Genomic DNA, 18,436 nt, shown 5'->3' on the forward strand with positions numbered 1-18,436 from the left:
CGCCGCCCTCCCCGGGCCCGTACTGCGCGTCCTCGGCCCGATGTCGGCACGGCTCGACGGGGAGGACCTGCCCCTCGGCCCGCCCAGACGGCGGGCGCTGCTCGCCCTGCTGCTCATACGACTTGGCAGAGTCGTCCCCACCGAACTGCTCATCGAGGAGCTGTGGCACGAAGACCCTCCGCGGCACCCCGTCGCCACCTTGCAGAGCCACCTGTCCCACCTGCGCCGGGTGCTCGCCCCGGCAGCGGGCCAGGGCGCCTCGTCCGTCCTGCGCTACCAGGCGCCCGGGTACGTGCTCCAGCTCGCCCCGGAGCAGGTCGACGCGTACCGCTTCGAGCGGATGGTCGCCGACGGGCGGCAGCTCCTGGACCGGCGTGATCCGCGCGGCGCCCGCGACCGGCTCACCGAGGCGCTGGAGCTGTGGCAGGGCTCTCCGTACACGGAGTTCGGCGCCCAGCCGCCGCTCTCCGACGAGACCGCCCGCCTGGAACAGGTGCGGCTCACCGCGCTGGAGGCCTGTGCGGAGGCCCGGCTCACGCTCGGCGCACCCGAGGAGGTGGCAGCCGAACTGGGCCTGGAGGTACGTCATCACCCGACCCGCGAGCGTCTGGTCGGCCACCTGATGACGGCGCTGTCCCGCCTCGGACGGCAGGCGGAGGCGCTGGAGGTGTACGAGCGGACGCGCTCCCATCTGGTGGAGGAGTTCGGTGTGGACACTGCCGCCGAACTCCAGCGGGTGCACACCGCCATCCTCCGCCAGGAGCTGGACGACCACGGCCCGGCGAACGGCGTTGTCCCCGCTGCTGCTCCGGCCGCTCCCCCGGCCGCGGAGGCCTCCCTGGCCCCTGCCGACCCGTCCGCGCGTACGCAGGAAGCCGCGGCGGCGCCGGTGCGGGCCGCAGCCGCACAAAGTCCGGCTCGGGGCGGGGGAGTTGCGGACCGGGGTACGGCGGTGACGGGGCCGGCCCGGGGCGCGCGGGCTGCGGGCGCGCGGCGCGTGCGCGGGGCCGGCAGGGCCGCGCCGGTCCGGGCGGCGTCCGCCCCGGACGGCAGCTCGGCTGCCGAGGACACGACGGCTCCCTGGCCGTTCATCGGGCGCGACCAGGAGCTGTACCGCCTGGTCACCGCCGCGGCCGGCGCCGTCACCGGCGAGGGCCACGTGGCCTGCGTCCTGGGCGCCGCCGGAGTCGGCAAGACGCGTCTGCTGATGGAGCTGGCGCCCGCGCTGGAGGACGGCGACGCGCTCGAAGTGGTGTGGAGCCACTGCTTCCCGGGCGAGGGCGTACCGCCGTACTGGCTGTGGACGCAGGTGCTGCGACGCCTGTGCTCCACCCGGCCGGACGCCTTCCGCAGCGCGACCGCGCCCTTCGGATCGCTGCTCGCCCCGCTGATGCCGGAGCAGTCGGCGGGCCCTGGCGGGCAGGACCACGAGGACGACTGGGCGCAGGCACGGTTCCTCACCCACGACGCGGTGTGCGAGGTGCTGCTCACGCTGGCCGCCGAACGCCCGCTGGTGCTGCTCCTGGAGGACCTGCACTGGGCCGACGCCGCGTCCCTGGACCTGCTGCGGCTGCTCGGCACCCGCCGCCAGGGGCAGCGGATCAGCATCGTGCTGACCGCCCGGGACTTCGAGGGCGACTCCGACGCCTCGATCCGCCGGATCCTGGCCGAGGTCCTGCGCAGCCCCCGCACCGAATCGCTGCGGCTCGGCGGGCTGCCCCGCAGCGCCGTCGCCGCTCTCGTGGAGTCCCGGGCCGGGTACGGGGTGGGCGACGACGTGATCGAGGTGCTGCACGAGCGCAGCAAGGGCAATCCGTACTTCGTCATGCAGCTCCTCTCCCTCCTCGGCGACGTGCGGCGCCTGCACGACGCGGACGCCACCGACGTCCTGCTGGCGCAGATTCCGACCGGGGTGCGCGAGGCGCTGCGCCAGCGCTTCGCCGGGCTGCCGGAACCCGCCCTGCGGGTGCTGCGGCTGTGCGCGGTCATCGGCACCGAGATCGACACGGACCTGCTGCACCGCACCGCCACCGAGGACGAACCGGTCGCCCCGGCCCTGGAGACGGCGATCCGGGCGGGCCTGCTGGGCGAGGACCCGCACCATCCCGGGCGGCTGCACTTCGTACACGCCCTGGTCCGCGAAACGCTCGTCGACGTACTCGCGCGCAACGAACGCCAGCAGCTGCACGCCCGGGTGGCCGGTGCGCTGTGCGCGCGCGGAGGGCAGGTGGGCGACGACGAGTACGAGCGGCTGGCCCACCACACCTGGCACGCGCAGGACGCGCTGCCGGCCCGGCAGGCCCTCCCCCGGCTGCTGCGCGCCGCCGAGCAGGCCGAACAGCAGCTGGCGTACGAGAAGGTCGAGACGTGGCTGCGGCGCGCCGTCCACCTGGCCGGGCTGCTGCCGCGCGACGACGCGTCGGCCCGCTCGCTGGAGCAGCGCCTGTACGTCCAGCTCGGCCAGCTGCTGGCCACCGTGCGCGGTTACGGGGACGCGGAGGCGGAGGCGGCGCTCAGCCGGGGCCGTGCTCTCGGGGCGATCACCCACGCGCCCGAGGACCCGTCGGTGCTGTGGGCGCTGTGCGCGGCGTTCCTGGTCACCGGCCGCTACGACGAGTCCGGGCGGTTCGCCCGGCTGCTGCGGGACATCGGGGGCCGCACCCGGCACCCGGTGGCCCAGCTCGGCGCGGCGTACGGCAAGGGCGTGGCGCTGCACGTACGCGGCCGGCTGCCGGAGGCGCTCGCGGAACTGGAGCGCAGCGTCGGGCTGGCGGACCGTTTCGCCCGGGAGGGCCGCAGCCTGGCCCGCACCTTCCAGCACGACCCGCGCGTCTCCTGCCGCTCCTACGACGCCTTCACCCACTGGATCCTGGGCGACCGGGACACCGCCCTCGGGCGCCGCCGCCAGTTACAGGCCTTGACCGCGTACGAGAGCAGGCCCTCCGACCGGTGCTTCGCCCTGTACGTCGACGCGGTCCTGGCCGCCTGGGAAGGCGACCCCGACACGGCGCGGGCCTCCGGCTCCGAGGGCGCGCGGGTGGCGGAGGAGCACGGGCTCCTGTACTGGAAGGCGATGCTGCGCCTCACCGAGGGCTGGTCCCTGGCCCACCTGGGCCGCGCGGACGCGGGCCTCGACCTGATGCACACCTCGATCGCCGAACTCCGCCCCTCCCGCTCGCACTTGCGCCTGCCCCTGCACCTCGGCCTGCTCGCCCAGGCCCAGCACCACGTCGGCCGCCGCGACGACGCCGCGGCCACCCTCCGCAAGATGCTCGCCGTCATCGAACACCGCCGTGAACGCGTCTACCTCCACCCCGCCCTCCCCGCCACCACCCTGCTGCACGACCTCCTGGGCCGGCAGGTCACGGAGACCGCGATCTCCGGCTGACCCTGCCGCTGTCAGGCGCCGCAGTGCGGCCGTCCGGAAGTCGTCCATCGACTTGCCGGATTCGTTGTGGTGGTGAACCGGTGCCGCTTGCATATGCCTGTCCGTGTCAGTGACGGCTGCCAGGCATGTGGCAGAAGGCGGGAGGGGTCACCTTGCGTGAGCGAAGAGCGCGGGACGGGAGAGCGAGGGGCGGAAGACCCGGCGGGCCGGGCGGGTCGCGTGCGGCGGCCGGGGTCCGCGGAAGCCTGACGGGTGCGGCGGCGCTTCTGGGCGTCGCCGCACTGCTGGCTTCGGCGGTACCGGCCGGCGCGGCACCCGCCGGCCCGCCGCCCGGCCCCGGCCAAGTGGTGCCGGGCCAGCGCACCGCCACCCCGGCCCTGGTGGAGGGCATCCGGGAACCGGCCAGGGCCACCGGCAGCCCGGCGGACGCGGCGCGCGGCCACCTCGCGGCGAAAGAGGGCCGCTACCACATCGCCGCTCCGGCACGCGACCTGCGGCCCGTACAGACGGTGGACTCGGGCACCCATGAGGTCGTCCGGCTCCAGCAGAAGCACCGGGGCGTGGACGTCCTGGGCGGGCAGTACGTGGTGCGGATGGAGCACCAGGGCGGCGAGCGGGTCGTCACCGGCACCTCCGGCAAGTACTTCACCGGGCTGAAGACCGACGTGGAACCCGAGGTGGACGAGGCGCTGGCGGTCGAGCGGGCGGTCGACGCGACCACCGACCGGCTCCTGAACAAGCGCCTCCCCCGCACGGATGCGCCGACACTGACCGGCACCTCACGCGGGCTGGTCGTGATCCCGCGGGGCGCGGGCGTGCTCGCCCGGCACGTGACCGTCCGGGGCACGCATCCGGTCACCGGCGAGCCGGTGCTGCACGAGGTCTACGTGGACGCGCGGGCCGGGTACCCGGTGCTCCAGTACAGCGGGATCAAGACGTTCCGGCCCCCGGCCGCCGGCACGGCGGCCGGCGCGCCGCGGGCCGGGGACGCCCGGTCACGTAGTGCCCGTGCGGCGGCCGGGGTGAAGGGCATCCAGGGCTCCGGCGTCAAGTACGACGGCAAGACCGTCGAACTCCCCGTGGTGTACGAGGAGTCGCGCAAGGCCTACGTGCTGCGCGATGACACCCGGATGGCGGGCACCAGCAAGAACACGCTGTCCACGTGGGACGCGCGCGGCAAGGACGTCAGCGAGGTCACCCCGTCCTGGCCGTACGACATCCAGGAGTTCGGGTCGCCCACCCCGGCCTTCGGTCCGGAGGCCACCGAGGCGGGCGCGGTCGACGCGCACTGGGCGGCCGGCAAGGTCTACGACTACTACCGCGAACGGCACGGCCGCGACAGCCTGGACGGCCGGGGCATGGCCGTCAACTCGCTCGTCGGCGTCACGCAGTTCGGGCAGCCGTACATCAACGCCTTCTGGGACGGCTCCAAGATGGTCTACGGCGGCGGCGACGCGGAGTACCGCGCGCTCTCCGCCGGCCTGGACGTGGTCGGGCACGAGATGACCCACGGCGTCGTGGAGCACTCCGCCAACCTCGTCTACGCGGGCCAGTCCGGCGCGCTGAACGAGGGCATCGCCGACTACTTCGGCAACGCCATCGAGAACGACACCTACGGCATCCCCATGAACAGCCCCGACTCCGGGCTGCTGGGCGAGACACTGTGCCGGACCAAGCCCGCGCGCGAATGCGCGATCCGCGACCTCAACGACGGTCGGACCACCGCCAAGTCCTTCCTCGGCGTGTCGTTCTCCGAGGACAACGGCGGCGTCCACCTGAACTCCACGATCTTCTCCGGCGCCCTGTGGGACCTGCGCGAGGATCTCGGCAAGACCCTCGCCGACAAGATCGTCTACAAGGCGCTGACCGAGTACCTCACCCCGCTGGACGGCTTCACCGAGGGCCGCGCCGCCGTCCTCGCCGCCGCCCGCGACCTGCACGCCACGGACGCCCAACTGCGCGCCGCGGAGCGGGCGTTCAACGCACACGGCATCGTGCCCGGCTGGGAGCTGGCGCTGGGCGTCGACTCCGACCCGCTCCTGGGCCGGGTCAACACGGACGGCTCGGCCACCGGCGCCGGCGGCGGCTGGTGGGCCGCGGCCAAGTCCAACGACGACGGCACCGAGCCGTACTCGATATGGGCCGGGCGGGCGGACGGCACCGGCGCGCTCAAGCTGATGAGCCCCAACGACGGCCGCTTCCACGTGCACCCGGCGACCGACGGCAAGACGGTGGTCTGGCAGGCGTACAACCGCAGGACCGTGGACATCCTCGCGCGGCCGCTCGCGGGCGGGCCGATCAAGAAGCTGTGGTCGGGCCGGCGCGGTTCCGACAACGTGCGGGTCGAGGGCGACGTGGTGGTGTTCGAGTCGCGGCCCCGGCCGGGCGGGCAGAACGTACGGTACGTACGGCTGAGCGACCCGACCGCGGTGAGTGTCACCGACGAGCAGGGCGTGCGGACCGGGAACCCCTCCATCAGCCACGGCCGGATCGCGTACAGCACCATCCGCGGCACCGGCAACGACCGGGTGTTCGGCGTCGAGACGCTGGACCTGAAGACGGGCCGGCACACCCGGATGGGCCAGCTCGGGACCCCCGCGGACATCGGGGCGACCGCGGTCACCGGGCAGCACGTCTTCTGGCTGGTGCCCGCGGGCGGCGAATCGGACCGCGCGGCGCTGCGCCGCGCCGACCTGGACGGTACGGGGGTCACCGACCTCAGTCCCGCCGAGGGGCCGGACGCGCTCAGCGGCTACGACATCGTGGCCACGGACGAGGCGGTGACCGTCGCCACCTGGTCGCCGAACATCGTGTACACCAACGAGTCGCTGTTCAAGCTCTGGCAGTTCTCGGCCGACGGGAAACAGCGGGGCCGGGTCTCCTGCAACCGCGGCCAGCAGGGGTGGCCCGCGATGCCCGGCGGCCGGCAGGTGGTGTGGGTGGACGGCACGACCGGCTACACCGACCTGGTCACGCGGACGCGGCCGGCCGGACGCTGCGGCTGAGCAACGGGAGGGACGCCGGGCCGGTTCCGCGAAAGCGCCGGAAGCGGCCCGGCGTCCGCCCGGACCAGTGGAATTAATACGCTGATTCGATACACCCTAAATAGAGTGAACACCTTCCGTGTCCCGCAACAGACGGCACCGGTATCCGGTTGATTGGACACGGCGGCCCACCAGCCGGGACAGCGGGCACCCCATGGCCCCTGTCAGGCCGCCTGTCCAGATATCTCAGATTCCGAGGAGCAACATTCCATGTCGCGTGTCAAGAAGACTGCCGCTGCCGCCGTGGGAACCTGCGCCATCCTCCTGGGCGGAGCGGGCCTCGCGGCTGCCGACTCCGGCGCCCAGGGCGCGGCGCTCAACTCACCGGGCGTGGTGTCCGGCAACACCGTGCAGGTCCCGGTCCACGTACCGGTCAACGTCTGCGGGAACAGCATCAACGTCGTCGGCCTGCTGAACCCGGCGTTCGGCAACACCTGCGTCAACGACTGACGTCGACACCCTGACGCGCCATTGACGGCGCGGCGCGTGATTCCCGGTGCGGAGCAGCTGCATGGCTGCTCCGCACCTTTCGTTGTCCCGATGTGCCGGCGTCACGTCCCCAAAGGCGGCAGCAGCGTGGGATTCTCCCCCGCCGTGATCTGTCGCGCGCGATGTTCCACATGCTTCGCGTATTCCGGGTGGGTCAGGACGTAGAAGCGCTGTTCGCGGATCGCCTGGAGGACCTGGTCGCCGACGGTTCGCGGCGGCAGGCCGTGTTTCCGGAAGGCTTGGCGGGCCGCCTCGGTGGACCAGTGGTCCGGGGTCGGGCCCGCGTCGGGGTAGCGGGGCGGGCGGTTGCGGGCGGAGTCATGGATGCGGGTGTCCACCAGGCCGGGGCAGAGCACGGAGACGCGGGGTCTGAGGTCGCCCTTGAGCAGTTCGAAGTGGAGGGTTTCGGACAGGGCGACCACGGCCGTCTTCGTCGCGCCGTAGAGGGAGCCGCCGGGCAGCAGGCCCGCCATCGACGCGGTGTTGACGATGTGCGCGTCCTCGTTCTGTTCGATCATGACGGGCAGGAAGGCGCGGATTCCGTGGACGACGCCCATCAGGTTCACGCCGAGGATCCATGCCCAGTCGTCGAGCGTGCTCTCCCAGCTCGGGCGGCTGCCGGTGAAGATTCCCGCGTTGTTGCACAGGACGTGTACGGCGCCGAATTCCCGCAGGGTGGATTCGGCGAGCACGGTGACGTCCGCCGCCACCGATACGTCGGTGACCACGGCGTGGACGTCGGCGCCCCCGGCGCGCAGGGCGTCCGTCGTGGAATGGAGGACCGCCTCCTCCACATCGCTCAGCACCACGCGCATTCCCGCGTCGGCGAACGTCTCGGCCATACCGCGTCCGATTCCGCTCGCGGCACCGGTGATCACTGCGACCTTGTTCCGGAACTGGTCCATCTTCCCTCCGGTCACTGCCTCGTCGCGTCGGGTGCGGGGATTGTCGCGGCAGAACCGGAGGGCGGGGAGGGGGCGGGCGGCCCGTCCGTCTCAGTCGAGCGTGCGGCGTACGCATTCGGTGACCACGCCCTGGAGGCTGCCGGTGCGGCGCAGCAGTTGCCGCTGTACGTGGGCGCCGTTGCCCGTCTTCAGGAGGGCGGCCAGGGCCTCCTGCGCGGGCAGGATGTCGCCGCTGTCCTCCAGGGCGTCGCGTACGTGGTCGAACAGGGCCCGTACGACGGCCTCGGCCGGGGCCGGCCGCATCGTGACGGGGTGGATCAGCTCGCCGTCCAGGCCGGAGCGGGCGGCCCGCCAGGCCGCCAGGCGCAGCAGCGCCACCGCGTGCCGGGTGGGCGGGACCCCGTCGCGCCACTGCCGTGCCGCCGTCTCCACCAGTCCGCGGATCAGGGTCGCCAGCAGCACCGTGGTGGACGGGTCCAGGCACACGTCGGCGACCCGTACCTCCACGGTGGGGTACGTGTGGGACAGGCGGGCGTCGAAGTAGACCATGCCCGCGTCCTTCAGTACGCCGCTGGCCGTCATGTCGCGTACCTGCTCGTGGTACCGGTCGGCCGACCCGAACACCTCGACCGGCCCGGCCGACGGCCACCGCCCCCAGACCCGGTTGCGGTAGCTGCTGTAGGCGGTGTCCTCGCCCTGCCAGAAGGGTGAGTTCGCGCTCATCGCGAGCAGGACGGACAGCCAGGGGCGCATCCGGTCCAGTACGGCCACGCCCTCCTCGTCCGAGTCGACCGCCACGTGGATGTGGCAGCCGCAGGTCAGCTGCTCCTGGGCGGTGAGGCCGAAGTGCTGCGCGAGCCACTGGTGGCGTTCGCCGGTGCCGATGGACGGGCTCACCTCCAGCGGTGAGGTGGCCAGGGCCGCGACCGCCGCGTCCAGCCCTTCGGCGTGGCGCGCCGCCTCCGCCCGCCAGCGCCGGATCTCCTTGTCGAGGTCGCCCATGTCCGTCTGGGGCCGGGTGGCGAATTCCAGCTGCTGCCGGTGCAGCTCGCTCTCGAAGACCTCCTCGTTGCCCTGCGGGTCCCTCGACGCCGCCGCGAGGACCGCCGCCGACAGGGCGCGCGGCAGCCCCGTACGGGCATCCACCAGCAGCAGTTCCTCCTCCACACCCACACTGCGCACGTCGTCCACCCTTTCTCGGCATCCGGGCCTTCGGAACCGCTCACGTACCCCCGCCGGGGCGGCTCACGCTCTTGTCCGTCCCCGGGAGCGAATCGCCCGGCACCGTTCCCGGCCGGTGGACGGACCTCCGGCCGGGGCGGGCGGCGACGGCGGGCGCGGATCACGCCGAGCGCATGCCGGTCAGCCGGTCCGAGGCGAGCGGGCCCTCGCCGTGCAGGTCGTCGCCGTAACAGTCCTGCAGCCAGGTGGGCCGGTAGACCGTGTCGAGATAGCGTTCGCCGAGGTCGGGGGCGATCGCGACGGCGGTGAGGCGGTGCGGGCGGTGGCGGGCGAGCCAGTCCGCGGCGCCGCTGACGACGGTGCCGGTGGAGCCGCCGAAGAGGAAGCCGCGGCCGGCCAGGCGGTGGCAGGCGCGGATGGTGTCCGTCTCCTCCACGCGGATCACCTCGTCCACGTACGACGCGTCGAGCAGCTGCGGCGGGACGCTGGTGCCCAGCCCCGGGATCATCCGGCGGCCCGGGGCGCCGCCGAAGGAGACCGAGCCTGCGCTGTCCACCGCGATGACCCGCACCGGCCGGTGCCACCTGCGGAAGTACCGGGCGCAGCCCATGAGGGTGCCGGTGGTGCCCGCGCCCACGAACAGCACGTCCAGCTGCGGGAACTGGCGGGCGATCGCGGGCGCCGTCCGGCGGTAGTGCGCCTTCCAGTTGTCCGGGTTGGCGAACTGGTTCAGCCAGACGTAGCGGTCGTCCGAGGCGGTCAGGTTGCGCACGTAGGCGATGCGCGCGCCGAGGAAGCCCGCTTGGGCGTCCGGCTCGGTGATCACGTGTACCCGGCTGCCCAGCGCCTCCATGGTCCGCCGGGCCGACAGATTGCAGCGGGCGTCGGTCACGCACAGGAATCCGTAGCCCTTGCTGGCCGCGATGATGCTCAGCGCCACCCCCAGGTTTCCGGACGAGGATTCCACCAGGGTGGCTCCGGGCGTGAGCACCCCGTCGCGTTCGGCGGCCGCCACCATTTCCGTGGCGGCTTTCAGTTTGATCGAGCCCGCGAAATTGAAGCCCTCGCATTTCAGGAAGAGCGGATGCCCGAACGTCGCCCGCAGGTCGACGTAGAGGTCCTCCTCGTTGAAGTCCAGCGGCATGGATATGACTGGCACTAGGTCCCCCTCGTTCTGCCGTGCACGCAGTCGTTCATACGGGCCGAGGTGGTCGGCCCGTCCGCGCCGGCGGCGCGTTCATCCGTACCGGCGCAGGTCCCGGAAGAAGTCGTCGATGACGTTCAGTTCGCCGGAGCGGGCCACTTCGCCGTGGACGAAGCCGCCGACGGCGAGGTCGAGCACCCCGAGCCCGAAGGGCGAGAAGATAACGGTCCGGTCCTCCGGTACGCGCACCCGCCCGGCCAGCACGTCGGCCAGCGTCCCGTCGATGAAGTCCCGGGTTCCGGTGCGCTGTTCGGCGAGGTGCGGTGAGGTGTCGGCCTTCAGGCAGTGCTCCACGTCGTCGACGAAGTTGGCCGAGTCGAGCACGATCTCGGGCGCCAGGTCGCGCAGCGAGATGTGCAGCACCAGCGGGTGGTGCGCGAACCAGGCCGGGTCGGTGATGTGCGGCCGGGCGGCGACGGTCGCGAAGACGACGAGATCGCTGGTGCGGATCAGCCGTTCGGGGTCGGTGTGGAGGGTGATGCGGCCGGAGGGCGGCGCCGGGTGTGCTTCCGCGTGCTGTTCGAGGTAGGTGCGGAAGCCGGCCGCGCTGTCGGCGGACACGTCGTAGATTCCGGTCGCCTCGAACCGCCGGCCGGTGGCGGCCAGGAAGGTGTGGATGTAGCGGGCGATCAGGCCGGTGCCGAAGAATCCGACGCGCAGCGGGCGCGGCCGGCCGCGGCTGAGCCGGTCGGCCGCCGCTGCCGCCGAGGCCGCCGTCCTGGTGGCGCTGATGATCGAACTCTCCAGGCAGGCGTACGGGTAGCCGGTGGCCGGATCGTTGAGGATCAGCACGGCCGAGGCGCGCGGGATGCCCGCCGCCACGTTCCGCGGGAAGCTGGAGATCCACTTCAGGCCGTCCACCGGGTGCGGTCCGCCGAGCGAGGCCGGCAGGGCGATGATCCGGGAGTCCGGGCGGTCGGGGAAGCGCAGGAAGTAGGACGGCGGGTTGAGCGTGCGGCCGTCGCCGTGCAGCCGGTAGGTGCCCTCGACCAGGCGGACGAGCTGCCGCTCGCGGCCCTGCAGGACCTGCTGCACCTGCGCACCGGGGATCACCGCGAACGGCGGCACCGAGTGCGGCCCCTCCGGGGTGCCGGGCGCCTTCCGCGCCGCGGTGTCGGTCCCGGTGTCGGTCCCGGTGTCGGTCCCGGTGGAATGCGTGCTGGTCATGAGGCCATCGCCTCCCCCGTGGGCGCGCCGGCCGTGAGGTGCACCGCGTCGGTCATGCCGACGAGGACTTCGCGCGGGCCTTCGTACGGCTCCCTGCTGTGTGCCGTACGGACGTTGTCGACGAGCATCAGGTCGCCCGCCTGCCACGGTTCGCGCGCGGTGTGGGCCTCGTAGACGGAGTTGAGCAGCCGTACGACGTCCTCGCCGATCGGGTCGCCGCCGCCGTAACGGGTGTTGAACGGGAGCGCGTCGGCGCCGTACACGTCCATCAGGTACTCGCGCACCTCAGGGTCCATCGTCCATTCGTTGAGGAAGGCGATCTGGTTGAACCAGCAGCGGCGGCCGGTGACCGGGTGGCACAGCACCGCGCCGCGCCGCTGCCGGGTGCGCAGGGAGCCGTCCGGCTGCCAGGCGTACTCGATGGCGTGGCCGCGGCAGTAACGCTCGACGGCACGGCGGTCGTCGGTGCCGAACGCCTCGGTGAGGGTGGCCCCGATCTCGTCGTTGTAGGTCCGGGTGAGCAGCCAGCCCTCGGCCTCGAAGCGTGCGGTCAGCTCGGCGGGCAGCGCGTCGAGGACGGCCGACGCGTCGGCGACCGCGGTGGCGCCGCCGCTGTCCGGCGCGCCGAGGCACGCGAAGAGCAGCAGGCCGGGGGCCGCGAGGGTGTAGCTGAGCTCGTGGTGCATGCACATCGGCTGGTACGGCGGCCACTTGGCGGAGGAGTACACGCCGTCGGCGTACTCACTGCGCGGCGCGAAGGCTTCCCGCTCGGTCAGCAGTCCGGTGGCCAGGTGCCGGAAGACGGCGGTGGTCTGGTCGGCGTCCCGCAGTCCGAGGCCGCGGACCAGGACGCAGCCGTGCTCGACTGCGAGGGCCCGCAGGGTCTCCCGGTAGCCGGCGGCCCAGCTCGCCGCGTCGCCGGTGGGTTCGGCCAGGAGGACCGGGGGCGTGCCGGGGACGAGGCTGACGTCGACGGGTGGTGTGGTGGCGGGTGAGGGTGGCATGGGTGGTCGTCCTTTCGGTCGTACAGGCGGTACTTACGGGTGGTCTGGTTGCGGTGGTTACGGGCGGCCCGGCTGCGAAGTCCGTGTACCGCCCAGGAGGGCGCCCGCGGTTCCGGCGGCGCTCAGCACCGCCCGTGCCGTGTCGTCCGGCCTGGTGAGCGGGAAGCCGGGGCCGCCCGCCGGCAGTGCGTACAGCTCGACGTGCTCGGCCAGCAGCTCCCAGGCGCGGTACCGGTGCCGGAACCGGGCCGTGCTCGGGTCGTCGGCCGCGACGACGACGGTGACCGGTGTGGTCAGCTTCGCCGCGGGCGGTACGGGCGGGGTGTGGACGTCATCGGGCAGGTGCGCGCCGATGAACAGCCGCCGGGCGTGTTTCCCGCGGTCCTCCAGTTGCCTGGCCGCCTCCACGGCGTACGCGGCCCCCGGGCCGTGCCCCCACAGCAGGAGCCCGGCCGGGGCCAGCCGGGTCAGCTCGGCGACGAGGTGACCGACGCGTTCCGTGGCGGCCGTCGGTCCGGCCCCGGGCGGCTCCCGCCCCGGCAGCTCGGCCCCGTGCACCTGCCACCCGCTCCCCCGCAGCGCCTCGGCCAGCGGCTGGAAAGCCGCCGTGTCGCCGCCCGCCCAGGGGAAGCACACCAGGGCGCCCGCGTGGGCGGCCTCCGGTGCGGACAGCGGGCGCAGCAGCTGCGTACCCGTCTCCGTAACCGCCCCTGACCTGCGGTCGAGCAAACCCGCCAGGTCGGTGAGGACCGGGTGCCGGGTGACGTCCTTGAGGGTGACCGCGCGGTCCAGGAGGATCGCCAGTTTCACCGCCGCGAGCGAGGTGCCGCCCCGGTCGAAGAAGTGGTCCCGGCGGTCGACGCGGTCCTGGGGGATGCCGAGGACCGCGGCCCACGCGGCGGCGAGCCGCCGTTCGGTCGGTGTGCGCAGCGTACGGCGGTGGTCGTCGGTGGCGTCCAGTTCGGCGGCGAGCGCGGTCAGGGCCTTGCGGTCGGTCTTGCTGTTGGCGGTCAGCGGCAGTCCGTCGCCGCGCCAGTGGAAGGCCGAAGGGACCATGTACGCGGGCAGCGACCGTGCCAGGCGGCCGCGCAGGGTGTCGGCGCCGAGGGACCTCGGACCGCTGTAGAAGGCCACCAGGCGGGCGGCCTGTCCGGCCCGTTCGCTGACGACCACGGCGGCGTCGCGGACGCCGGGCGCCCGCAGCAGCGCGTTCTCGACCTCGCCGGTCTCGACGCGGAAGCCGCGGACCTTGACCTGGGTGTCACGGCGGCCGAGGAACTCCAGCTTCCCGTCGGGCCGCCAGCGTCCGAAGTCGCCGCCCTGGTAGAGCCGCTGGCCCGGCCGGTGGGGGTCGGTGCCGAAGCAGGCGCGGGTGCGTTCGGGGTCGTTGACGTAGCCGCGGCCCACGCACACGCCGGAGAAGACGATCGCGCCGGGCGCGCCGAGCGGGACCGGCGCGAGGTGTTCGTCCACGACGTACTGGCGCACATTGCCGACCGGCGGGCCGAGCGGGACGCGGGGCCCGTCCGGTGCGCGGCGCATGACCTCGTGGTTGGTGTCGTCCGAGGTCTCCGTCAGCCCGTACGCGTTGACCAGGGCGACGCCGGGCCGGGCGGCGAACCAGCGCTGCGCCAGCTCGGGCTTGAGGGCCTCGCCGGTCGCGGACACGTACGCCAGGTCGGGCAGCTCGCGGGGGTGCTGTTCCAGGTAGGACAGGACGGCTTCCAGGTACGACGGTACGACCTGGAGGACGCGGACCCGGCCGTCGGCGAGGCGGTCGACGAAGCGGGGGACGTCCAGGACGGCCTCCTGCTCGATCAGGAGGGTGCGGCCGCCGACGAGGAGCGCGGCGACCAGCTGCCACAGCGAGATGTCGAAGCACTGGGGCGCGGTCTGGGCGACCACCTGGCCCGGGCCGATCTCCAGGTCGTCGATCTTGGCGTAGAGGTGGTTGACCAGGCCCGCGTGCTCGCACATCGCGCCCTTGGGCTCGCCGGTGGAGCCGGAGGTGAAGTAGATGTAGGCGAGCTGTCCGGGCGTGACGCGGAGGCCGAGGTCGTGGCCGGGGTGGTCTTCCGTGTAGGCCGTGTCCACGGGCAGGCACCGGACCTCGGGCAAGGTCTTCAGGGCCGCGTCGAGGGTGGCCGTGCTGCCGCGTTCGGTGAGGACGAGGCCGCAGCCGGCCCGGGTGAGGGTGGTCGCGATGCGGTCGGCGGGGAAATGCGGCTCGATGGGCAGGTAGACGCCACCGGCCTTGAGGACGGCGAGGACGGCTGCCATCCAGTCCAGGGTGCGTTCGGTGACCACCGCGACGACTCCCTCGCGGCGCAGGCCCCGTGCCAGCAGGGCCCGGCCGATCCGGTTGGCGCGGGCGTTGAGTTCGCCGTACGTCCAGTGCTGATCGCCGTGGACGGCGGCGACGGCGTCGGGGTGCGCCGCCACCCGCTGTTCGAAGATCTCGTGCGCGCGGTGGTCCGGGAGTGCCCTGCGGGGTCCGGCGAGCTCTTCGAGCTGATGGTGGAGTTCACCGGCGGAGAGCAGGCTCTGCCGGTCGTGTTCGGCGTACGGATCGGCGGCGATCAGGGCGAGGGCGGTCAGGTGGTAGCCGGCGATGCGGGCGGCGCACTCCGCGTCGAGCGCGTCGGTGCGGTGGCGCAGCCGTAAGGTCAGGCGGTCCGGATGCGGGGCCGTGGTGATCGCGAGGACGGTGGTCGGGGCGAGGCCGTCGCCGGTGTCGTGCGGGTCGAAGACCGTCTCGTAGAGCGGTTCTGCCAGGCCCAGTTGACGTTCCAGGTCCTCGACGGGCGCGTCCTGGTGGGCCAGCAGCCGGGATTCGGCCCGGCGGGTGTGCAGCACCAGCGCCCGCCAGGTGCCGGGGGCGGCCGTCAGGCGGCACGGGAGCGGCCGGCCGCCCGCCGTCGCGGCATAGCCGATGGTGACCGCGCGTTCGCCGGTCAGCGCGGCGAGCACCTTGACGTGTGCGGCCAGCAGTACGGAGCGGAGCGGCACCGCCAGTTCGTCCGCGACGCGTCGCAGGGCCGCCAGGGTGTCGCCGGGGATCGTGGCCTCGTGCTCGGCCAGGCCCGGTACGGGGTCGCGGGTCCACCGCGGGATGGCGGTGAAGCCACCGCCGCCGAGCACGCCACGCCAGAACTCGCGGTCGGCTTCTGCTGCTGACCTGGCCATCGTGGGGTCCTCACTTCTCGGTCATGGTGTCGGGCACGGCGTCGGGCATCTCCCGGGCGGGGTTGCCGCCCCAGCGCGCGTGCCGGGGCACGTCCTCGCCCTTCATGAGGAAGGAGTCGGGCGCGAGCACCGCGCCGTCGCCCACGGTGGCGCCGTAGTGGACGAAGGCTCCGGTGCCGAGGGTGCAGCCGGCGCCGAGGGTGGTGCGGTCGGACTTGAACGTGCCGTCCTCCTGGGAGTGGCACTGGATGACGCTGCCCACGTTGAGCGTGGCGTGGTCGCCGATGGTGACGAGGGAGCGTTCGGGCAGGAAGCAGCCGTCGTCGTAGACGCGCCGCCCGATCCGGGCGCCCAGCAGCCGCCAGAACAGGTTCTTGAACGGGGTGCCGTTCAGGAAGCGCAGGGGCATCGCGTGGAGCTTCCAGAACCGTTCGTGCCGCCAGAAGTACGGGGTGTAGATCGAGCAGTAGCGCGGGGCCTGGCGCCGGAAGCCGTTGACGGCGCGTTCGGCGCACACCGAGTAGCCCATGGAGAAGAGCAGCGCGAGGACGGAGCCCAGCGCGACCGCCGAGGCGCCGAGCACCGTGTAGAGGTCGGCGGCGGCCCAGGCGATCAGGGTGACCACGAACACCTGCGACCACCGGACCAGCAGGAACAGGCCCATCGTGCGCAGGTTGTAGGCGTTCTTGGCGGCGAGGTGGCGGCGCAGTGCCGCACCGCTGCGCAGGTGGTCGAACGCGGCGTCGCGCTCGACGGACCGGGGGATCTCGAAGCAGGGCGAGCCCAGCAGGCCGACGCCTTCCCGGACGGGCCCGTCCAGGGGGACCGCGACCTTCGTGGCGAGGAGGCAGTTGTCGCCCGTGCGGCCCCCGGGCGGGTAGTGGACGGCGTTGCCGAGGAAGTTGTGCGGTCCGATGGCGACGCGCGACAGGCGGAAGGAGGTCCGGGAGTAGTCCGCGTTCATGATCGACAGGCCGTCGGCGACCATCGTGCCGCTGCCGACCGTGCTCAGGTGCGGCGATTCGTGGCGCACCTCCGTGCCGAAGTTCGACCCGGTCTGTTCGACGCGGGACAGGTCGTATCCGAGGCGGCCGAGGTAGGGGACGATGTAGGAGCTGTCGCCGAAGAGCCGTGTGAAGAACTTGAGGTTGGTCATCCGGGCGATGGTCCGGTGCAGCGAATAGTGCAGGCCGTAGAGCCGGTAGACCTTGCCGGGCACGATGAGGAGGTTGAGCAGCCGGGGCACGGTGGTCACCACGAGCAGGCCGGCGAGCAGGCCGCCGAAGAACAGCACGAGCGAGGTGACCAGCGCTTCGCCGTAGAACGACCAGGTCGTGAAGGCGAGCGGGCCCGCGTCCAGGAGCGCGGCGAGCCGCGGGACCTCGGCGAGCAGGATGCTCACCCCGCCGATGCTCAGCGGCAGGTACACGAGCAGCGCGCTCAGCAGTTGCAGCGCGCCGTAGGCGGCGCGCGGGCCGCCGCGGCCGGTCGCGTCGAGCGTCCGGTAGTCCACCTCCGTACGCTGCGCCGGAGAGCCGTGCCAGTGTTCGCCGGCGGGGACGGTCTGGCCGGGGTGGAGGGAGGAGGCGTGGCCCAGCTGGGCCCCGTCGCCGAGTGAGGTTCCGATGTCGAGCACCGTTGCCTCACTGATGAGCACATCCTGTCCGAGGGTGACCGTGCCCGTCCGGATCACTCCGGCGCGGGCCCGGTAGCAGGTGAGGTACGCGTCCTTGCGGATGACCGTGCCCGCCCCGACGGTCAGCAGGTCGGCGCAGACCGGCACGTGCTTGGAGAGGATCGTGACGTCCCGTCCGATCCTGGCGCCCAGCGCCCTGAGGTAGCCGACGTAGAGCGGTGAGCCCACGAAGAGCACCAGCGGGCTGACGTGCAGCAGGGTCCTGACGGCCCAGAAGCGGAAGTACGTCAGGCTCCAGATGCGTATCTCCCGCGGCTTCCACCGTCCGATGAGCACCCACTTGGCGAGCACCGGGAGGCCGCACAGGCCCAGGAAGACCGCGGCGCCGAAGAGGACCGCCCGCAGGTAGACGCCGCCCGGTCCCGGTGCGGCGGACATCCAGTCGTAACCGGTGGCGGTGACGACCGCGGCGAGGTAGGAGCAGCCGAGGAGCGTCAGGAGCTGGAGCGTCGCGCACAGTGCGTACGCGGCGGTGCCGACGGGACGCGCCGCCTCGGGCGGCTCGGGGGCCGGCGCCTGGGCCGCCGGTTCTGCCGCGGACCCGGCGAGCGCCGTCGCCAGGTCGCCGATCGTCGGGTACCGGTAGATGTCCTTCATCGACACCGACGGGAGGTCGGCGCGCTTCCTGACGCGGGCGCAGAAGTGGGCCATGACCAGCGAGTCGGCGCCCAGGTCGGTGAAGAAGTGGGCGTCGGCCGGCACCCGCTCGACGCGCAGGAGGTCCGCCAGCGTCGCGGCGAGCACGGCCCCGGTATCGGCCGGGGCACCGGGTGGGCCGTGCGGGACGGGGGACGGACCGGCCGGCGGTGCGGCTGCCGGGCCGCTGGACGCGCCGGCCGGGCCGGCTGCTGGTACCTCGACGGATTTTCCCAGCACGTGAGCTCCTTCGGAGGGGCGGAAGAGGTGGGGGCACACCGGGCGGCCGTCTGCCGACGGGGCGGTTCCCGGTGCGCCGGCGGTGCTCGGGGGCTCTTTCCGGGAGAGGCGTGAACAGCGAAGGAACATCGTGAAAATTCAAGTAACACTGGGAAGACCACAGCCGGCCGGGCAGCGCGGAGGGGTCCGTAATCCGTAGGGCCGGTACGTCCACGGCGGCCGTGGCACCCTCACGTTCATCCGCTCCGGACGCTCGCCCGGCGCCGCCCACCGACCGCCGCGGCGGCCTGCCGCC

General features: G+C 73.0%; 10 protein-coding genes. 3 read left to right on the forward strand and 7 right to left on the reverse strand.

The features are described 5' to 3' along the window. The 3 genes from IH45_RS0122195 to IH45_RS0122205 all read left to right on the forward strand — a co-directional run. On the forward strand, positions 1–3,388 hold a 3,388-nt coding region (locus IH45_RS0122195), incomplete at its 5' end, for an ATP-binding protein (protein ID WP_030671030.1). A gap of 266 nt (positions 3,389–3,654) precedes the next feature. Continuing rightward, the gene (locus IH45_RS0122200) at positions 3,655–6,393 is read left to right on the forward strand and encodes a M4 family metallopeptidase (RefSeq protein ID WP_030671033.1); all 2,739 of its coding nucleotides are present in this window, start codon (positions 3,655–3,657) and stop codon (positions 6,391–6,393) included. A 249-nt stretch (positions 6,394–6,642) separates the two neighbouring features. Continuing rightward, entirely contained in the window at positions 6,643–6,882 is a 240-nt protein-coding gene (locus tag IH45_RS0122205; RefSeq protein ID WP_030671036.1) for a chaplin, read from the forward strand. 101 nt (positions 6,883–6,983) lie between these two features. Here the strand turns inward: IH45_RS0122205 and IH45_RS0122210 are convergent, their stop codons facing one another. The 7 genes from IH45_RS0122210 to IH45_RS0122240 form a co-directional block, all read right to left on the reverse strand. After that, the gene (locus IH45_RS0122210) at positions 6,984–7,826 is read right to left on the reverse strand and encodes an SDR family NAD(P)-dependent oxidoreductase (RefSeq protein ID WP_050515068.1); all 843 of its coding nucleotides are present in this window, start codon (positions 7,824–7,826) and stop codon (positions 6,984–6,986) included. A 90-nt stretch (positions 7,827–7,916) separates the two neighbouring features. Further along, on the reverse strand, positions 7,917–9,008 hold the full coding sequence (locus IH45_RS0122215; protein ID WP_030671042.1) for a glutamate--cysteine ligase 2: 1,092 nt from the start codon (positions 9,006–9,008) through the stop codon (positions 7,917–7,919). 160 nt (positions 9,009–9,168) lie between these two features. After that, the gene (sbnA, locus tag IH45_RS0122220) at positions 9,169–10,167 is read right to left on the reverse strand and encodes a 2,3-diaminopropionate biosynthesis protein SbnA (protein ID WP_030671045.1); all 999 of its coding nucleotides are present in this window, start codon (positions 10,165–10,167) and stop codon (positions 9,169–9,171) included. A gap of 78 nt (positions 10,168–10,245) precedes the next feature. After that, positions 10,246–11,379 (reverse strand): 2,3-diaminopropionate biosynthesis protein SbnB, encoded by a 1,134-nt coding sequence (gene sbnB, locus IH45_RS0122225; protein ID WP_030671048.1) that lies wholly within the window; start codon positions 11,377–11,379, stop codon positions 10,246–10,248. Next, positions 11,376–12,383 (reverse strand): TauD/TfdA family dioxygenase, encoded by a 1,008-nt coding sequence (locus IH45_RS0122230; RefSeq protein WP_030671051.1) that lies wholly within the window; start codon positions 12,381–12,383, stop codon positions 11,376–11,378. The genes sbnB and IH45_RS0122230 overlap by 4 nt, the downstream gene beginning before the upstream one ends. A 57-nt stretch (positions 12,384–12,440) precedes the next feature. Further along, entirely contained in the window at positions 12,441–15,569 is a 3,129-nt protein-coding gene (locus IH45_RS0122235) for a non-ribosomal peptide synthetase (RefSeq protein ID WP_050515069.1), read from the reverse strand. Between the two features lie 10 nt (positions 15,570–15,579). Then, positions 15,580–18,141 (reverse strand): Pls/PosA family non-ribosomal peptide synthetase, encoded by a 2,562-nt coding sequence (locus IH45_RS0122240; RefSeq protein WP_394298695.1) that lies wholly within the window; start codon positions 18,139–18,141, stop codon positions 15,580–15,582. Positions 18,142–18,436 lie beyond the last annotated feature (295 nt).

The sequence above is a fragment of the Streptomyces rimosus subsp. rimosus genome (assembly GCF_000720725.1).
In the GTDB taxonomy this organism is placed as follows: Bacteria; Actinomycetota; Actinomycetes; order Streptomycetales; family Streptomycetaceae; genus Streptomyces; species Streptomyces rimosus_A.

What these genes read in the sequence shown, in the direction of transcription:
- IH45_RS0122205 (WP_030671036.1), top strand. Translation starts at nt 6,643, where the DNA reads ATGTCGCGTGTCAAGAAGACTGCCGCTGCCGCCGTGGGAACCTGCGCC.
- IH45_RS0122210 (WP_050515068.1), bottom strand. Translation starts at nt 7,826, where the DNA reads ATGGACCAGTTCCGGAACAAGGTCGCAGTGATCACCGGTGCCGCGAGC.
- sbnB (WP_030671048.1), bottom strand. Translation starts at nt 11,379, where the DNA reads ATGACCAGCACGCATTCCACCGGGACCGACACCGGGACCGACACCGGG.
- IH45_RS0122230 (WP_030671051.1), bottom strand. Translation starts at nt 12,383, where the DNA reads ATGCCACCCTCACCCGCCACCACACCACCCGTCGACGTCAGCCTCGTC.
- IH45_RS0122235 (WP_050515069.1), bottom strand. Translation starts at nt 15,569, where the DNA reads ATGGCCAGGTCAGCAGCAGAAGCCGACCGCGAGTTCTGGCGTGGCGTG.